The sequence below is a fragment of the Methylobacterium fujisawaense genome (assembly GCF_039619325.1).
Lineage (GTDB): Bacteria > Pseudomonadota > Alphaproteobacteria > Rhizobiales > Beijerinckiaceae > Methylobacterium > Methylobacterium fujisawaense.
This window is the reverse complement of the sequence record NZ_CP155000.1, coordinates 2112573-2129279: the sequence shown is the minus strand read 5'-3', so window position 1 is coordinate 2129279 and position 16707 is coordinate 2112573. Positions and strand designations below refer to the sequence as shown.

Annotated in this window: 15 protein-coding genes and 1 pseudogene; 5 read left to right on the top strand and 11 right to left on the bottom strand. The window is 68.2% G+C overall.

What is annotated here, in order from left to right:
• Positions 1–23: 23 nt before the first annotated feature.
• The 5 genes and pseudogenes from ABC766_RS10085 to ABC766_RS10065 form a co-directional block, all read right to left on the bottom strand.
• Complete coding sequence (locus ABC766_RS10085; RefSeq protein ID WP_345822100.1) at positions 24–2561, bottom strand: TniQ family protein; 2538 nt, start codon at positions 2559–2561, stop codon at positions 24–26.
• A 380-nt stretch (positions 2562–2941) separates the two neighbouring features.
• On the bottom strand, positions 2942–3205 hold the full coding sequence (locus ABC766_RS10080; RefSeq protein WP_345822716.1) for a DUF2312 domain-containing protein: 264 nt from the start codon (positions 3203–3205) through the stop codon (positions 2942–2944).
• Between the two features lie 250 nt (positions 3206–3455).
• A pseudogene (locus ABC766_RS10075) lies at positions 3456–3638 on the bottom strand (GapR family DNA-binding domain-containing protein); the annotation flags it as partial.
• Positions 3639–3739: 101 nt separating this feature from the next.
• Positions 3740–4048: a DUF1244 domain-containing protein gene (locus ABC766_RS10070; protein ID WP_043755005.1), complete on the bottom strand. Its 309-nt coding sequence runs from the start codon at positions 4046–4048 to the stop codon at positions 3740–3742.
• 62 nt (positions 4049–4110) lie between these two features.
• The gene (locus ABC766_RS10065) at positions 4111–4875 is read right to left on the bottom strand and encodes an N-formylglutamate amidohydrolase (RefSeq protein WP_345822099.1); all 765 of its coding nucleotides are present in this window, start codon (positions 4873–4875) and stop codon (positions 4111–4113) included.
• A 178-nt stretch (positions 4876–5053) separates the two neighbouring features.
• On the opposite strand from ABC766_RS10065, the gene ABC766_RS10060 reads away from it, so the two are divergent.
• The 3 genes from ABC766_RS10060 to pyk all read left to right on the top strand — a co-directional run bounded on the left by ABC766_RS10060 (position 5054) and on the right by pyk (position 8371).
• Positions 5054–6373 (top strand): glycerate kinase, encoded by a 1320-nt coding sequence (locus tag ABC766_RS10060; protein ID WP_345822098.1) that lies wholly within the window; start codon positions 5054–5056, stop codon positions 6371–6373.
• The gene (locus ABC766_RS10055) at positions 6339–6821 is read left to right on the top strand and encodes a DUF1036 domain-containing protein (protein ID WP_075381519.1); all 483 of its coding nucleotides are present in this window, start codon (positions 6339–6341) and stop codon (positions 6819–6821) included. The genes ABC766_RS10060 and ABC766_RS10055 overlap by 35 nt, the downstream gene beginning before the upstream one ends.
• Before the next feature lie 113 nt (positions 6822–6934).
• Positions 6935–8371 (top strand): pyruvate kinase, encoded by a 1437-nt coding sequence (gene pyk / locus ABC766_RS10050; RefSeq protein ID WP_043380293.1) that lies wholly within the window; start codon positions 6935–6937, stop codon positions 8369–8371.
• Between the two features lie 155 nt (positions 8372–8526).
• On the opposite strand, the gene ABC766_RS10045 is transcribed toward pyk, so the two are convergent.
• The 6 genes from ABC766_RS10045 to ubiG form a co-directional block, all read right to left on the bottom strand.
• Positions 8527–9543 carry an alpha/beta hydrolase gene (locus ABC766_RS10045; protein WP_345822097.1) on the bottom strand — a complete coding sequence of 339 codons (1017 nt, stop codon included), beginning with the start codon at positions 9541–9543 and terminating at the stop codon, positions 8527–8529.
• A complete protein-coding gene (locus tag ABC766_RS10040) occupies positions 9540–10151 on the bottom strand; it encodes a tetratricopeptide repeat protein (protein WP_345822096.1) in 612 nt (203 codons plus the stop codon). The genes ABC766_RS10045 and ABC766_RS10040 overlap by 4 nt, the downstream gene beginning before the upstream one ends.
• 140 nt (positions 10152–10291) lie before the next feature.
• Positions 10292–10417, bottom strand: a complete 126-nt coding sequence (gene ykgO / locus ABC766_RS10035) for a type B 50S ribosomal protein L36 (protein ID WP_003601867.1) — start codon at positions 10415–10417, stop codon at positions 10292–10294.
• A gap of 174 nt (positions 10418–10591) precedes the next feature.
• Positions 10592–11173, bottom strand: a complete 582-nt coding sequence (locus ABC766_RS10030; protein ID WP_345822040.1) for a PAS domain-containing protein — start codon at positions 11171–11173, stop codon at positions 10592–10594.
• A 171-nt stretch (positions 11174–11344) separates the two neighbouring features.
• Positions 11345–11917, bottom strand: a complete 573-nt coding sequence (locus tag ABC766_RS10025; RefSeq protein WP_345822039.1) for a YbhB/YbcL family Raf kinase inhibitor-like protein — start codon at positions 11915–11917, stop codon at positions 11345–11347.
• Positions 11918–11963: 46 nt separating this feature from the next.
• The gene (ubiG, locus tag ABC766_RS10020) at positions 11964–12725 is read right to left on the bottom strand and encodes a bifunctional 2-polyprenyl-6-hydroxyphenol methylase/3-demethylubiquinol 3-O-methyltransferase UbiG (RefSeq protein WP_345822038.1); all 762 of its coding nucleotides are present in this window, start codon (positions 12723–12725) and stop codon (positions 11964–11966) included.
• Between the two features lie 258 nt (positions 12726–12983).
• Here ubiG and ABC766_RS10015 point away from each other — a divergent pair, with 258 nt between their 5' ends.
• Entirely contained in the window at positions 12984–14219 is a 1236-nt protein-coding gene (locus ABC766_RS10015) for an aspartate kinase (RefSeq protein WP_053609408.1), read from the top strand.
• 189 nt (positions 14220–14408) lie between these two features.
• Positions 14409–16670: a phosphoenolpyruvate--protein phosphotransferase gene (ptsP, locus tag ABC766_RS10010; RefSeq protein WP_342140827.1), complete on the top strand. Its 2262-nt coding sequence runs from the start codon at positions 14409–14411 to the stop codon at positions 16668–16670.
• The last annotated feature ends 37 nt before the right edge of the window (positions 16671–16707 follow it).

Below are 16707 nucleotides of genomic sequence, written 5' to 3'. Positions count from 1 at the left end.
GTGCTAAGCGAGCCGCGGCCGCTCTAAGTTGACGCTCGATCCACAAGGCCGAGCTGCTCCATGACCGTACGCGCTGCACTGCGCTCGAAGACGTAGCTGTAGAAGATTGGCCGCGCGCAAACCGGTCGAAGACCAGCCTTCAGCAATGCGATTGTGACCGCCTTGCCCGTCCCGCGATGTTCCGTCCGGCCCGTCAGTGCGCCCAGTTCATTTCCGAACACGTAAGTTCGGCGGAATCGCTCGATCTCGGCAACAGGGACCATGATCCCCCGTCCGATCTTGGTGGAGCTCAAAAGACCGTGCTGAGCGAGTTGAAGAGCCATATTGCGGACGCATCCGAGTCGTTGCGCGACTTCGTCCAGATCCACCGTCGGCTCAGCTTGCTCAGCCGTTGATGTCTCATCCAGCCGTTCACGGCTGCTTCGGAGGACGTCTTCCGCAGCCCTGCGTTCGAAGAGATAGGCTCGAAATTCAGGCGGCCGGCACACCGGCTCGACGCCGGCTTGGGCAAGTTCGGCCAGGATTGTCTTCCATCCCCGGGTCGCGAATGCGAGCGCCAGATCCGACGTCGTGGCATAAGCTGCCCTGAACCGTTCGATTTCAGCATCGGCGATACTGTCGAACCTGCAGCCGTCCTGAACCGATATCAGACCTGCATCCACAAGCTGCCGCAGCATGAGCGGCGTGGTGCCGAGCTCCGAAGCGATGGCTTTCCGATCTCTACCCCGTGTCGGGGCGACTTCCGGGCGGTCGAGCCTGCGGCATGCATCCTCTGCCTCACGACGCGGGTAAAGGCGATCAGACAGGCGCGCGCCCACGATTGCCGGGCTAACGCCTGCCCTCGTCAGCGCTGCTGCGACCGGCGGGAATGTGGAGACCCCGAGCAACACTCTCAGCTCTGGCATCGTCGCCCAGGCAGCTCTGAATCTTGGAATAGCTCCGGCCGTGATTCGACCGCTCTCGCTCGACCTGTCCAACATCCCCGCAGCGAGGACGGCGTCCATGGCGGCCAACGTCAATCCGAGTTCCCGTGCAGCTTCATCGACAGACAGCAGCTCCCGCTCCGCTGGCGTAACCGCTGCGAGCAGTGCCGCTTGATCGATGCGGAAGAGCGACAACTTGCGTTCGTACCAGAAGTAGGTCTTCGCCTCGATCCTGCCGGACAGGATCTGCATCAGGATGGTTGCCACTGAGATGCCGCAGTGCTTCGCAGCCATGTCGAGTGGAACGAGCGCGTGATCGCGTGGGTTGAGCTGTCCCGCCATGGCGTCGAGCTTAGCGACCAGGTTTGCGGCCGCGTCGGCTGGAAACAGCCAACCGGTCTCGCCCTCGCCGATCAGTATGCACTCCATGATTCCAGCACGTGCGATCTCTGCGACCTCAACGCCTGTTAGCTCAAGATGCCTGCAGGCCTCCTCAAGGTCGGAGGCGCCGGATAGGCGCCGACCCAGCTCCTCGAAGTCGGCCTGGGAAATCTCTGCTCGTCGGCCAAGACCGTCCCCGGAGCACCTTATGCCCAGACGGTCCAAAAGAGTACGGAAACGCACATACGTAATACCGAAGATCGCGGCCGCTTCGCTGGCCGCCACGCCCGATTGGACGACCCGATTAGATCCGTCGAGCTTCGTTCCGGTCTTCAGCACAATGTGCCGGCGCGCATGATCGCTCAATGCGCCTTTGAGGGAGATCGCGATCTCGTGGTCCGGCAGATTGCGGATCCAGTAGTAGATATCGCCATAGGCTTTCGTGACGCCGTCCTTGCCGTCCCGGTCCGCCCGATACTCGTGGATCCGAGCCAACACCTCGTAAAGCGTGTCGGGCAAACCCAGCAAAATGCGGAAGCCTTCACCATGCATTCGGTCTGATGCGGCTGAACGTCGCATTTCGAACGTCGTCGAAGTTTCATCCAGCGATCCGCGACCGAGCCGTTCGCAGATCGCGACAAATTCGCCGAGTGGTATAGCTTGAAACGTATCCGGTACCTGCAATGCCCGTCCGCGGAGGCGATCGACGACGTATGTGTCGAAGCTTTCCACATCCGGGTGCGCCGGTATGCGTGGGACACTATTAAGGCTGTGCCCCTGACGGCATGAACCCAGTCGGTGCCCACCTCGCCACCGGAGGGCAGGATCGATACAGCCGCAGGAGTTCGCTAGCTCGATCCCGTGATCAGGACAGGAGTGCACGGCTGTTACATCCCACCAAACTCGATGGTAGGCATCCTCAGCGAGACAGAGTGGACACCATCGCCGCCGTTCAACGCTGAACTGGCCAGCCTTGAGCGACTGCCCCATGATGTCGACAATCGCCGGCGCAGACATGGGTGACGCGCGCGCTACGGCTTCTGGATCAGCACCGCAGGCGCGCGCGACCTTCACCGAATCCAATCTCGAGACGCGCTGCCGGGGGGTATCGGCGATTAGGTCGAAGGCGCGCGTTAGCGTCGGCCATTGATTATGTTCAGCGTTCCGGAGCAGCAACCCGTAAGAGGGTTCGTCCGGACGGTGCTGGACCACTTCCTTGAACACGATCGACTGGATGGAAGTGTCAGGGGTCTTCACGCGAACCGCCTCTTCAGTCGGTAGGATACCCGCACGAAACCAAGCGAAGCGCGTCTTGGCGTGAAGTAGCCCGCGTTGGCCGAAGAACCGACCCGTCCGGCGCTTCGTCTGGGACCGGCCTAGTTGCTTGCGGCTTCGAATTGCCGCGTAGCCCTGCCGGATCGTGGCACCATGATCCAGCAGGGTTAAGGCGGGCGGAACCGGCGCGATTAATCCGAACATGGTGATGCTGGATGCCGCACTCAGTTGCCCAAAGCATGGCAGATTTTTTCGGAATGCGGACGGTCACAGTCTCCGCAATTGCTCGCTTTAAGATCCGTTTGCGGCCTGAGCTCAGTTCCACAAAGACAGGATCTTGCTCGACAAGTAGAAATATTCGGTCACGACATGCCAAGGGCCTGCATGTACAGCTCTAATATCGCCTCTTCTTCTTGTCGCTCGGCGTGGTCTTTTTTTCTGATGCGCAGGATTGATCGTACTGCCTTCGCATCGAATCCTCTGCCCCGTAACTCTGCAAAGACCTCCTTCACATCTGCTGCGATACCTGCCTTCTCTTCTTCCAGACGTTCTATACGCTCGATGAACTGCTTCAATTCATCAGCGGCGACGCCCTCGGACGAGGAGACGTCCCCAGTCTTAGGCATGGAATGAGCGTTCATTCTGGTCCTCTATGTCTCGGTTGCGATGATCCGTAGTTGATCCGGACCGCGCGGAGCTTAGGCGTCGTTTGGGCAGCGCCGCTGCTTCTTTGACCAAGAAGCAGGAATTCAGTCCTGGCCTTGCTAGAGTTGTGTGGTGCTGCAAATGAGCAGTATGAGCATTCCTAGCCTACGCTACACGACCACCGCTAAGTCTCTGCCCTGACTGTTCAACCACATAAAAACGGGTCGTTTAGAAGCCCCGGCCCTTCAGCTCGGCGAACACCTCTTTGATGTCGCCCATGATGCCCGCCTTTTCCTCCTCGAGGCGCTCCAGGCGCTCGATGAACTGCTTCAGCTCGTCGGCGGCTACGCCCTCGGCCGACGAGACGTCGCCGCCGGGACGCTGCGCGGCGGTGGGCATCGAATGGGCGTTCATGGGGCTCTCCCGAATGCACGGCGCGGTTGCGCCCTGGACCCGTGGTTAATGGGCCGGCCTTACTGGAAGCTTAGCCGATTCGCTGCCTGCCGGCCGCCGCCTCAATGCTCCTTGGCCTGCGACGCCGCGAAGCCCGCCTGCTGCTGCGGGGTTGCCTCGGTCTGGAAGCGCGCCTTCCACTCGGCGTAAGGCATCCCGTAGACGGCCTCGCGGCTCTCGTCCTTGGTCAGCGGCACGCCTGTCTCATCGGCGGCGTCCTTGAGCCAGTTCGACAGGCAGTTCCGGCAGAAGCCCGCCAAATTCATCAGGTCGATGTTCTGCACATCCGTCCGATTGCGCAGATGCGCGACGAGGCGGCGGAACACCGCGGCTTCGAGTTCCGTCTGGGTCCGGGGATCGATCGCGCTCATCGGTGGCAACTCTCTTCAGGTCGGGCGGCCCGCTCCCGATTTCGGGAGCGGCCGGACGGAGATCAAGCCGCGAGGAGCGGGCGAAGAATGTGGGCGAAGCGCGCGGCCCACTCGGCCTGTCCGTCCGCGCCGGCAATCAGATCCTGGCGGATCTCCACGAGGGCGTTGGCGAGGCCCCGCGCGGTGGCGTGACGGTTGATCGTGTCGCCCGGCAGGCCGCCGCCATAGGGCTGGTTGTCGCCGACGGTCAGCCCGGCTGGATCCGCCTCCAGCGCGCGGATGAGAGGGCGGGCCAAGCGCTCGTCCCCGTCGTACAGGATGCCGACCTGCCAGGGCCGCGCGATGCCGCGCCAGTAGGGCGTGAAGCTGTGCAGGGTCAGGAGCACGGGCGGGCGGCCGGCCGCCGCGGCGGCAGCGATCGCGTCGTCGATGGCCGCGTCGAACGGGGCGTAGAACCGGGCGATCCGCGCTCGCTTGCCGGCCTCGTCGATCCGGGCGTTCCCCGGAACAACGGCGCCGTCTGACAGGCGCATCACCAGCGTCGGGTCCGCGCGTCCGCGATTCGGGTCGATGATCAGCCGCGAGAAGTTCGTGAGGATCGCCGGGGCTCCGAGCTGCGCCGCGAGGCTCCGCGTCACCGCCGCCGCACCGATATCGTAAGCGATGTGCCGGGCGTATTCCGACTCCGGCAAACCGAGCTCGATATCCGGCGGCACGAAATTCGAGGCGTGATCGCAGGCGATGACGAGGCCGCAGGCGGGGTCGCCGGGGATGATCTCGCAGGGATGCGCGGGCGGGAGGGCCGTTTCTGTCTCCGGACGGGTCACGGGGCTCCCAGGTCTTCAGATCTGTGCGAGGGCGCGGATGGCGCTTGCCGTCGCGCGGCCGCTCGGGCAGATCACCTATCAAGGATCGTGCGCTCACGGCAAGAAACGGGCCCGCCGCCCAGGGAAGAAACGGGCGGGGAGTGTGCGACACAAACAAGAGAGGAGCCCGTTCGACGCCATGACCGAGACCGTTCCGCCCGTCGCCGATGCGGCCATCCGGGATCAGCGCGCGCTCCTCGACGCGATTCTCACGGCCGCGATCCGCGCCGCCCATCCGGATCTCTGCCTGCCGTCCCACCTGCCGGAGCCGACCCCCGGCCGTCTGATCATCCTGGCGGCCGGCAAGGCCGCCGGCAGCATGAGCGCCGTGGCGAGCCGGTTCTACCGCCGGCAGCATGGACTCGGCGACGACCGGATCGTCGGCCTCGCAGTGGCCCGCCACGGCTACGGACAGGACGCGCCGGGCATCCACATGGTCGAGGCGGGCCACCCGGTGCCCGACGAGGCCGGCATCTCGGCGACCCGGGAGGCCCTGCGGCTCGCCACCGAGGCGGGGCCGGACGACGAGGTTCTGGTCCTGCTGTCGGGCGGTGGCTCGGCCAACTGGATCGCCCCGGCCGGCGACCTGACGCTCGTCGAGAAGCAGGCGATCACCCGGGCGATGCTCCGCTCCGGCGCGCCGATCGGCGAGATCAACACGGTGCGCAAGCACATCTCGCGGATCAAGGGCGGACGCCTCGCCCTCGCGGCCCGCAACGCCCGGCGCATCCTGACGCTGGCGATCTCCGACGTGCCGTTCGACGATCCGGCGGTGATCGCGTCGGGCCCGACGGTGCCCGATCCGTCCACGCTCGCCGATGCCCGCGCCATCTGCGAGAAGCGCGGCATCCCGCTGCCCGAGGAGGCTTCGCGGCTTCTCAACGACCCGAACAACGAGACGCCGAAGGCCGGCGACCCCGCCTTCGCCCGCGCCGAGTACCGGATCATCGCCCGGCCGATCGACGCCCTGAATGCCGCCGCCGAGGCCGCCCGCGCGGCCGGCTACGAGCCGATCTTGCTCGGCGCCGATCTCGAAGGCGAGGCCCGCGAGGTCGCTGCCGAGCACGCGGCCGAGGCCAAGCGCCTGAAGGCCGAGGGCCGGCGCGTGGCGCTGATCTCCGGCGGCGAGCTCACCGTCACGATCCGCGGTGAGGGCCATGGCGGCCCGAACCAGGAATACGCCCTGGCGCTGGCGGTGGCCTTGGACGGCGAGCCCGGCATCTTCGGCATCAGCGCCGATACCGACGGGACCGACGGCGGTCGGGGCCTCGCCACCGACCCGGCGGGCGGCCTCGTCGATCCGACGACCCTGGAGCGGGCCCGGGCCGCCGGCCTCGACCCGGCCGCGATGCTGGAGCAGAACGACTCCACCGCGTTCTTCGCGGCCCTCGGCGACCTCGTGAACCCCGGTCCGACCTGTACCAATGTCAACGACTGCCGCATCATCCTCGTCAACTAGGTCGCGCGTCTCGGCGGCTCAGCTCCTCCCGGCAGTCACGGTCCTCGGCCTCGCGCTCCTCGGCGCGAGCCCCGCCCGGGCGGATCTGCGCCTGTGCAACCAGACCGCCAGCAAGGTCGGGATCTCGCTGGGCTATCGCGACCCGCAGGGCTGGGTGACGGAGGGCTGGTGGGATCTGGCGCCGAAGGCCTGCGAGACGCTTCTCAAGGGCGCGCTGGCGGCGCGGTTCTACTACGTGTTCGCAGTCGATTACACGCGCGGCGGCGAGTGGAGCGGCCGCTCGCTGATGTGCACCCGTGATTCGGAATTCACGATCCGCGGGATCGAGGATTGTCTTGCCCGCGGCTACGACCGGAACGGCTTCTTCGAAGTCGATACCGGCGAACAGAAGAGCTGGACCATCCAGCTCACCGATCCCAACCGGGCCGAGGCGCCGGCAAAACCGTAACGTGAAGGCGGCGGCCTTGACGCTGTCCGGCACGGGGTGCTCACACCCGTGGCCAAACCCTTGAACCGGCGGCGCTTCATGCTGCACGGCAACGAACAACCGGAGGAATACGCTTGAAACGGTCACGCCGCACGAAGATCGTCGCCACCCTGGGCCCGGCCTCCGATTCGCCGGAGATGATCGAGCGGCTGTTCCGCGCGGGCGTCGACGTGTTCCGGCTCAACATGAGCCACCTGCCGCGCGAGAAGCTGCCCGAGAAGGTGGAGGCGATCCGCACCATCGAGCGGGAGGCCAAGCGGCCGATCGGCATCCTGGTCGACCTGCAGGGGCCGAAGCTGCGGCTCGGCACCTTCGCGGAGGGGGCCGCGATGATCGAGGCCGGCGCCACCTTCGTGCTCGACGGCGATCCGACGCCGGGCGATGCCGCCCGCTGCCACCTGCCGCATCCCGAGATCCTCGAGGCGCTGGAGCCGGGCCACGCCATCCTGCTCGATGACGGCAAGCTCCGGTTGACGGTGGTCGAGACCTCGCACAACCGCGCCGTGACCCGCGTCGAGGTCGGCGGCCGGATCTCGAACCGGAAGGGCGTATCCCTGCCGCATACGGTGATCCCGGTCCCGGCGATGACCGACAAGGACCGGGCGGACCTCGATGCCGGCCTGAACGCGGGCGCCGACTGGATCGCCGTCTCGTTCGTCCAGCGGCCCGAGGACGTGGCCGAGGTGAAGAAGGTCTGCGCCGGCCGCGCCCTGGTGATGGCCAAGATCGAGAAGCCGCAGGCGCTGGCGCGCCTCGACGAGATCATCGAGATCTCCGACGGCCTGATGGTCGCCCGCGGCGATCTCGGCGTGGAGATGCCCCTGGAGCAGGTCCCGGGGGTGCAGAAGCGCATCACCCGCGGCGCCCGGCGCTACGGCAAGCCGGTGGTCGTGGCCACCCAGATGCTCGAATCGATGATCACGGCCCCGGTTCCAACCCGCGCCGAGGTCTCGGACGTCGCCACGGCGGTCTACGAGGGGGCGGATGCCGTGATGCTCTCTGCGGAGAGCGCCTCGGGGGCCCACCCGATTGGGGCCGTGGAGACCATGAACCGCATCGCCGAGCAGGTGGAGCGGGACGCGATCTACTGGTCGATCATCCGGGCGCAGAGCGCGACCCCCGACGAGACGGCCGCCGATGCCATCGCGGCAGCGGCGCACCAGATGGTCGATGCCCTGAATCTCGACGCGATCATGGCCTGGACCAATTCCGGCTCCACGGCGCTCCGCCTGTCGCGCGAGCGCCCGAACGCCACCGTGATCGCGCTCACACCCCGGCGCGAGACGGCGCGGCGCCTCGCCCTGGCCTGGGGCACGCACCCGATCGTCACCAAGGATGCCAGCGACGTGGACGACATGTCCTTCCGCGCCGCCAAGTTCGCCGTCCGCGAGAAGTTTGCCGCGGTGGGCGACCGGGTGATCGTCGTCGCCGGCCTGCCGTTCGGCACGCCGGGCGCCACCAACCTCGTGCGGCTGACCTTCATCACCCGCGAGCACGCCGAGAAGGCGTGAGGCGGCAGGCCTCCAGCACTGCCGGCATCCCGATTGCGATCGGGATGCCGACCGCCGACGCGGCGGGATCTTGCGCGGACAGAAATTCTCGAAACCGGGCTTGCCACCGTTGCCCCGGGACGACGCGGACGGACGTGTCCTGATCGGCCCGCGGTTCAATGCGCGACGGCTGGTTCCGAACCGGCCGCATTGGTCGCCGCAGCCAGCCGGATAATCTCCTCCGTGACCCGCTCGGCGGCGACATACTGGAGCATGTGGCCGATGCCCGGCAGCAGCACGAGCCGCGCCCCCGGGATCGCCCGCGCGAGCGGCACCGCCTGCGCGTCGGCGCGGACGATCGGGTCGGCCTCGCCGGAGATGACCAGGGTCGGGATGTGGATCCTGCCGTAGCGCGGGCTCTGCGCCGCGAGGGCTTGCGACAGGCCGAGCAGATCCTGGACGTTGGAGAGCAGCGTCTCCGGTCGCAGAACCAGGTCGGATCTGGCCAACTCAGGATAATCCGCTTGCGCGGGCTGCGGCTTGAAGACCCGGCGCGCCGCCTCGGGCAGGAACCGCCGGGTGATCGGCGGTCCGATCGTCCGGCTGAGCACCCACGCCACCGGGGGCTTTATGGCGAACCGCCAGTACCACGGCAGATCCGGCATCCGGTCCGGCATGGGCATCGCCACAGGCGCGGCGAGGGCGAGGGCGGAAACCCGCTCCGGGTGATCCAGGGCGAGGGCCAAAGCGAGGGCGCCGGCCCAGGAATGACCGAACACCACTGCCGGCCCGACGCCCATGCGGTTCAGCGCTTCCGCGATCATCCCGGCCTGCACGGACGGTGCCGCGGCGTCGCCGCCGGCAATCCGGTCGCTCCATCCGAATCCCGGCCGGTCGAAGGCGATCACCCGGAAGCCCTGCGCGGCGAGGCGGCGGCCGATCCCCTCCATGGGATCCGACGCGTTGGCCGAGGCCCCGTGCAGAAGGACGACGGGCGGCCCGTTCGCCGGGCCGTCCTGCAGGGTCGCGAGCCGCCCGCCGCTGATCGCCACGAACGGACCCGCGGGCGGGTTGGCCGCGCCGACCCGGAGCGTGATCACCAGCGCCGCCAGGGCCCCGATCGCCAGAACGAGGCCGGCGAGGGCGAAGGGCAGGGCAAGGAGGGTCAGGAGGACGGCGATCACCCGGGTCACAGGTCGCGGCCGTCGACCTCCGGGGTGAGGCGGTTGATTGCCTCGCCGACCTTCTCCATCTGCGGGTAGAGCGCCTTCGCCCGCCGGAACGCTGCCAGCGCACGCGCCTTGTCGTCGAGGGATTCGTAGATCCGGCCCATGGCGGCCCAGGCCTCGAAGTGGCGCGGCTCCAGGACCAGGGCCCGCTGCAGATCGGCCAGCGCATCGTCCTTGTCGGTGAGGAGCCAGAACACCGTCGCGCGGCGGTTCCAGCCCTCCGACCAATTCGGTTCGAGGGCGGTGACGCGGTCCATCAGCTCGGCCGCCAGGGGGAAGTCGTGGGCGGTGACGGCCTGGCGGGCGCGGTCGGTCAGCAGGTCGACGGTCGGGCTGCCGGATCCGGCCATGTGCCGCTCGATCAGTCGCGCGATGCCCTTGGCCTCCGCTGGATCCTCGCTGACGCCCAGGCGCGCGAACAGGTCATCGAGGCTTGGCGGCTTCGGTGCCGGCTTCGCTTCGGCGGTCGGCCGGCCGGGCCGGGTCGATTGCGGCGCTGCCTGGGCCGCCGGCAGTGTCGCCGCGAGGGCCGGCAGGCAGACCAGGGCGGCGATGAGACGGGTCGGCATCATGCAGCCAGACTGTGCGCCGTCGCCACGTCCGTCAACGTGCCGCGGTGCCGCGCGCACGCGGAAACGGCCGCACCCGGTGGACACGGCCGTTTCCTCGATCGGTGCCGTTCTCCGTCCGGCCTCGGCCGGTCGGAACGGTCTCAGCCCTGGCGGGCCTTGAAGCGCTTCTGGGTCTTGTTGATCACATAGACCCGCCCCTTGCGGCGCACGAGCTGGTTGTCGCGGTGGCGGCCACGCAGGGACTTGAGGGAGTTGCGGATCTTCATCGGTCTTTCGAGCCCGGAGGGCCGTCCATCAGTAAGGGATCGGGAACGTAGCCTTGAGGCAGGACGCGCAGTCGCGTCCGGCGATCACGGCTCACGCATCGCGGGATGGCGCGGCCATATCAGGAGTCGCCCCCACAAGGCAAGGCGCAGCGGGCATCGTGCTGCCGGTCCTGCTCAATGGACGCGGTCGAGATCCGGCACCGCCGGGGCGATCACGAGCTGACGGCCGATCTGGTGCAGCAGCATGTCGAGGAGCGGTTTCAGACGATCGAAACCTGGACGGGAGAGGCCATTCTCTGCAGCCGTGTACAGGGCCAGCGCCATCTCGGCGACCTGATCGATGCCGCCGGCGGCGGCATCCGTCGCGTAGAACGCCGATTCGTCGAGAAAGCCCTCACGGCTGCACGCGGTCACATCGATGACGATCCCGTGGGCCTCGTCCACGACGCCCTCGGCGTTCCGGATATACCGGCCGCGCACGAGCACCCAGCGGACCTCGCCGGGTACCGGTACGGTCCGGTACTGCGCGATATACAGGCCGCCCTCGCGGCGAAGGTCAGCGATGATGCACCCGATCCGTCGCCGGTCCTCGGGATGGATATGCTCCAAGAACGCCGCGAAGGGCGTCCCCCGGCCGCCTTTCGGCCGCGGCAGGCCCAGGACCGTCGCGGCGGCGGCGTTGCATTCGAGGACGTCGTCGGCGATGTGCCAAGTCCAGGTCCCGACATCCGATTCGGCCAGGGCACGCATCCCCATGCGGCTGCTCCGCCGCTTCGTGTGCACACCGACGCCCACAGACTCGATCTCCAGGTCCGTCCGGACGCTTTGCCCAGCCGACTTATTTGGTCGACACAATACTGGGGCTGAAGAAACGGCACAACGCATGGGAGTGACAGATCAGGTTGGTGTTCGAGGGTAGCGACGCCATCAGGAACGATAGTAAACGCCGGTCAGCGTGCCCTTTGCGAGGACGTGCCCGCGCATCGCATCGATCATCGCGCCCCGGCCCGGCGCCTCGGCCAGGGCGAGAGACTGCAGCAGCGCGAAGATCTGGAAGACGTAGTCGTGCGGCCCGTGGCCCGTCGGAGGATCCGGCGGCAACCATTCCGCGCGCAGGAAGCTGTTTTGGCCCAACGCGTGGCCGGAGCCCGGGTACCCGGGGCTCGCCAAGGCACCTTCGGGCAATTCGGCCTGCTCGAGCGGGATCGCCCAAGCGATCAGGTGGACCAGCGGACGCGGCGTCGGGCTCCCGGCGTCCTCGACGAGGATCACCAGGGCAGCGGTGCCCGCGGGCAGGCCGCTCCAGGCGAGCGGCGGGGACACGCCCGCACCGTCCGCGGTGAAGCGGGCCGGCATGTCCGCCCCGTCCGCGAAGGCCGGGCTGGTCAGCGTCACGGTGTCGGGAATGTCGGAGAAGTCCGAATGGACCGCCGTCTTGTCCCGGCCGGCTTTCAGGCCCGACAGGGCTTCGCCGACCGCCCCGGGGATTTTCTCAAGCATCGCCGCGCCCTCCGTCCCGTCTCCAACGGCGGGGGACGCAACCCGTTCACGCAGAGCGTTCGGCCGCGACCATATAGTTCACGGCCGTGTCGCGGCTCGTGCGCCAACCATCCGTGAGCGGGTTGTAGACGACCCCCACCGTGTCGGTGACGGCGAGCCCTCCCGCCCGGATGGCGCGGGCGAGTTCGTCGGGCGTCACGAATTTCTGCCAGTCATGCGTGCCCCGCGGCAGCCAGCCGAGCACATATTCGGCGCCGACGATGGCCAGCGCGAACGAGCGCAGAGTCCGGTTCAGGGTGGCCCCGAACAGCAGTCCGCCGGGCTTCACCCCCGCGCAGGCGGTCCGCACGAAGGCCGGCATGTCGGAGACGTGCTCCACCACCTCCATGATCAGCACGGCGTCGAAACGCTCGCCGCCGGCGACCACCGCTTCGATGGTCGCGCCGCGATAATCGACCGGCACGCCCGCCGCCTCGGCATGGGCCCGAGCCACCGCGATGTTCTGCTCGGCCGGATCGAGCCCGGTCACGCGTGCGCCGAGCCGGGCGAGGGGTTCCGAGAGGACGCCGCCGCCGCAGCCGACGTCGCAGATCGAAAGCCCGTCCAGCGGAAAGGGCGCGCGCGGATCGCGTCCGAACCGCCGGCACAGGGCGTCGCGGATATAGGCGAGCCGCACCGGATTGAACCGGTGGAGGACGCGCATCGGGCCGGTCTCGTCCCACCACGTGGCGGCGAGCGCATCGAAGCGCGCAACCTCACCGCGGTCGACGAACCCGTCCGTGGCCCGATCCGTGGCTGCCCTGTTCATGCGCGTTCCGTCCTCATGCCGGCGCCGCCCCGATCCGGTCCGACCCTCTATCCGGGCTGGCCGGGTAGGCCGGATCCGCCGCGATGCGTCGTGTCCGCGCTCTAGCATGGAGATCGCTCGGAAGTCGCCGCGGCGCGCGGGCGCCATGCTTGGCTGGTTGTTGACACTCTACCGAGCCGCTTGTACCCGCCGGGCACCGTCCGGACCGGGCTGCAGCGGTCCGTCCAATCGCCACCGGGAACCCGCGACCGAGAGACCATGCCCCGTCTGGTGATGAAATTCGGCGGCACCTCCGTCGCCAACGTCGACCGCATCCGCAACGTGGCGCGCCACGTCGCCCGCGAGGTGGCGGCCGGCTACGACGTTGCCGTGATCGTCTCGGCCATGTCAGGCAAGACCAACGAGCTGGTCGACTGGGTCAAGGACGCGAACGCGCTCTACGACCCACGGGAATACGACGCCGTCGTGGCCTCGGGCGAACTCGTCACCGCGGGCCTCCTGGCGATCGCCCTCCAGAAGGACGGGGTCAAGGCCCGCTCCTGGCAGGGCTGGCAGATTCCGGTCGTGACCTCGGACGCCCATGGCTCGGCGCGGATTGCCGAGATCGATCCCAAGAACCTCGAGGCGGGTTTCGCAAAGGGCGAGGTCGCGGTGATCGCCGGCTTTCAGGGCGTCCATGCCGAGACCGGCCGCGTGACGACGCTGGGCCGTGGCGGCTCCGACACCTCGGCGGTGGCGGTCGCGGCCGCGATCGGGGCCGAGCGCTGCGACATCTACACGGACGTGGACGGCGTCTACACCACCGATCCGCGCATCGTGCCGAAGGCCCGCCGCATGGAGCGGGTGACCTTCGAAGAAATGCTGGAGATGGCCTCGCTGGGCGCCAAGGTGCTGCAGGTCCGCTCGGTGGAGCTTGCCATGGTCCACCGGGTGCCGACCACGGTCCGGTCCTCCTTCGATCCGCCGGACGCCGCGCGCCCGGGCACCCTCATCTGCGACGAGGACGACATCGTGGAACAGCAGATCATCACCGGGATCGCCTTCTCCCGGGACGAGGCGCAGATCACCCTGCGCCGTGTCAAGGACAGCCCCGGCGTGGCCGCCGCGATCTTCGGGCCGCTGGCCGACGCCAACATCAACGTCGACATGATCATCCAGACCGTGTCGGGCGACCAGTCGACCACCGACATGACCTTCACGGTGCCGGCCTCCGAGTACCAGCGCTCGCGCGCCATCCTCGACGAGGCCCGCACGCAGATCGGCTACGCCCAGATCGAGGGGGCCACCGATGTTGTGAAGGTATCGGCGATCGGCGTCGGCATGCGCAGCCATGCGGGCGTGGCCGCCAAGGCGTTCAGGGCGCTTGCCGAGAAGGGGATCAACATCCGCGCGATCACCACTTCGGAGATCAAGTTCTCCGTGCTGATCGACGCCGCCTATACGGAGCTTGCCGTGCGCACGCTTCACTCGCTATACGGCCTGGACCAGGCCTGAGCCTGGGACGACGCGGGTTCGAGCGGGTCGCGTTTTGTGAACTAGACAGTCACGGGCCGATCCGCCGATCTCAGAGCGTCTCTGGGACCAGCGGTCCGGTCTATCCGGTGCCAGCCGTCCCGGGTTTGGCGCCAAGGTTGCAGGGTGGTCGACGCCAAGGCCACTCACCGACGCTGGAACGACGAACCGATGCCCGCTGCGCCCGGAGGCCCGCGCCTGCTGCTGCGCCGCCTCCGCGAAGCGATGGCGGAGCCGGTCAGCCCCCAGGCGCGCCTGGATCGCATCGTCGTCCTGATCGCCGCCAATGTCGTGGCCGAGGTCTGCTCGGTCTATGTGCTGCGCGATGACAACACCCTCGAACTGTTCGCCACCGAGGGCCTCAACCGAGAAGCGGTCCACCAGACCCGCATGCGGACCGACGAGGGCCTGGTCGGCCTGATCGCCCGCACGGCGGAGCCGCTTTCCCTTTCGGATGCGCAGAACCACCCGGCCTTTTCGTACCGTCCGGAGACCGGCGAGGAGGCCTATCACGCTTTCCTGGGCGTGCCGCTGCTGCGGGCGGGCAACACGCTCGGCGTCCTGACGGTCCAGAACAAGACCTATCGCGTCTACTCCGAGGAGGAGATCGAGGCGCTCCAGACCACCGCTATGGTGCTCTCGGAGATGATCGCCTCGGGCGAACTCGAGGGGCTGGCCCCCGATGCCGGAACCGCGGCCCGCCGCCCGGTCCTGGCGCGGGGCATCGCGTTGGCCGACGGCATCGGCCTCGGCTACGTGGTGCTGCACGAGCCCCGCGTCGTGGTGAAGACGCTGATCGCCGAGAACGTCGACCGCGAGGTCGCGCGCCTCGACGCGGCCATCGAGGAGGTCCGCTCGGCGATCGACGCGCTGGTGGAGCGCGGCGACCGGATCGGTACCGCGGAGAGCCGCGAGGTTCTCGAAACCGTCCGGATGTTCGCCCATGACAAGGGCTGGCTCCGGCGCATGCGGGAGGCCGTGGCGTCGGGCCTGACCGCAGAAGCCGCGGTCGAGCGGGTCCAGTCGGACAACCGCGCGCGGATGATGCGCCAGTCGGATCCGTATCTGCGGGAGCGGCTGCACGATCTCGACGATCTCGCCAACCGCGTCCTGCGCACCCTGATCGGCTCCGAAGCGGCCGGAACCGTGGTGCTGCCGGAGAACGCCATCCTGGTGGCGCGCACCATGGGGCCGGCGGCCCTCCTCGACTACGAGGCCTCGACCCTGCGCGGCATCGTCCTGGAGGAGGGGGGGCCGACCAGCCACGTGGCGATCGTCGCCCGGGCGCTGGGCATCCCGGCCGTGGGCGAGGTTGAGAATGCCACCGCCCTGTGCGACGCGGGCGATGCCATCATCGTCGACGGCGTGGCCGGCGAGATCCATGTCCGGCCCGGTCCCGAGGTCGAGGCCGCCTATGCCGAGATGGTGCGCCTGCGCGCCCGGCGGCAGGAGCAGTACCGGGCGCTGCGGGACGTGCCCGCCCAGACCCGCGACGGCGTGCGCGTCGGCCTGCACCTCAATGCCGGCCTGCTGGTCGATTTCAGCCACCTGCAGGAGACGGGCGCCGAGGGCGTGGGCCTGTTCCGCACCGAGCTGCAGTTCATGGTGGCGCAGCGCATGCCGTCGGCGGCCGAGCAGGAGGAACTGTACCGCAAGGTCTTCGCCGCCTCGGCGGGCAAGTCCGTCACCGTCCGCACCCTCGACATCGGCGGCGACAAGATCCTGCCCTACATGGCCAAGCTCGAGGAGGAGAACCCCGCCCTCGGCTGGCGGGCGATCCGCATCGGCCTCGACCGGCCGGCTTTGCTGCGCATGCAGCTGCGCGCCCTTCTGAAGGCCGCCGACGGCGACCCGCTCAAGATCATGTTCCCGATGGTCGCCACGGTGGACGAGTTCGTGCGCGCCCGCGGCATCGTCGAGCGGGAGAAGGCCTACCTGAAGCGCCACGGCTACCGGCTTCCCACCGATTGCCGCCTCGGCGCGATGATCGAGGTGCCCTCGCTCCTGTTCCAGATCGACGAGATCGCCCGGGAGGCCGATTTCCTGTCGGTCGGCTCGAACGACCTGATGCAGTTTCTGTTCGCCGTGGACCGGGAGAATCGCCGGGTCGCCGACCGCTTCGATCCGTTGAGCGTGGCGGCCCTCCGCGCCTTCCGGCTGATCGCCGAGCGGGCCAACGCGGCCTCCTGCCCGGTGACGGTCTGCGGCGAGATCGGCGGCCGCCCCCTCGACGCCATGGCGCTGATCGGCCTCGGCTACCGGCAGCTGTCGATGTCGCCGGCCGCGATCGGGCCGGTCAAGGCCATGGTGCTGAGCCTCGATGCGGGTGCCATCGCCGAACTCATCGACGCCGAGATGGCGCGGATGCATGACGGCGACTCCCTGCGCCCGGCGCTCACGGCCTTCGCGCACGCCCACGGCATCCCTATTTAACCGCGACCCTTGCCGAACATTCGGCCGGGGTTGTACG

Bases quoted from the DNA above. Each gene is read 5' to 3' on its own strand.
- ykgO (WP_003601867.1), bottom strand. From the start codon at position 10,417: ATGAAGATCCGCAACTCCCTCAAGTCCCTGCGTGGCCGCCACCGCGAC.
- ABC766_RS10080 (WP_345822716.1), bottom strand. From the start codon at position 3,205: ATGCCTAAGACTGGGGACGTCTCCTCGTCCGAGGGCGTCGCCGCTGAT.
- ABC766_RS10025 (WP_345822039.1), bottom strand. From the start codon at position 11,917: ATGCTTGAGAAAATCCCCGGGGCGGTCGGCGAAGCCCTGTCGGGCCTG.
- ABC766_RS10070 (WP_043755005.1), bottom strand. From the start codon at position 4,048: ATGAGCGCGATCGATCCCCGGACCCAGACGGAACTCGAAGCCGCGGTG.
- ubiG (WP_345822038.1), bottom strand. From the start codon at position 12,725: ATGAACAGGGCAGCCACGGATCGGGCCACGGACGGGTTCGTCGACCGC.
- ABC766_RS10060 (WP_345822098.1), top strand. From the start codon at position 5,054: ATGACCGAGACCGTTCCGCCCGTCGCCGATGCGGCCATCCGGGATCAG.
- ABC766_RS10015 (WP_053609408.1), top strand. From the start codon at position 12,984: ATGCCCCGTCTGGTGATGAAATTCGGCGGCACCTCCGTCGCCAACGTC.
- ABC766_RS10030 (WP_345822040.1), bottom strand. From the start codon at position 11,173: ATGGGGATGCGTGCCCTGGCCGAATCGGATGTCGGGACCTGGACTTGG.
- ptsP (WP_342140827.1), top strand. From the start codon at position 14,409: ATGCCCGCTGCGCCCGGAGGCCCGCGCCTGCTGCTGCGCCGCCTCCGC.
- ABC766_RS10055 (WP_075381519.1), top strand. From the start codon at position 6,339: ATGTCAACGACTGCCGCATCATCCTCGTCAACTAGGTCGCGCGTCTCG.
- ABC766_RS10040 (WP_345822096.1), bottom strand. From the start codon at position 10,151: ATGATGCCGACCCGTCTCATCGCCGCCCTGGTCTGCCTGCCGGCCCTC.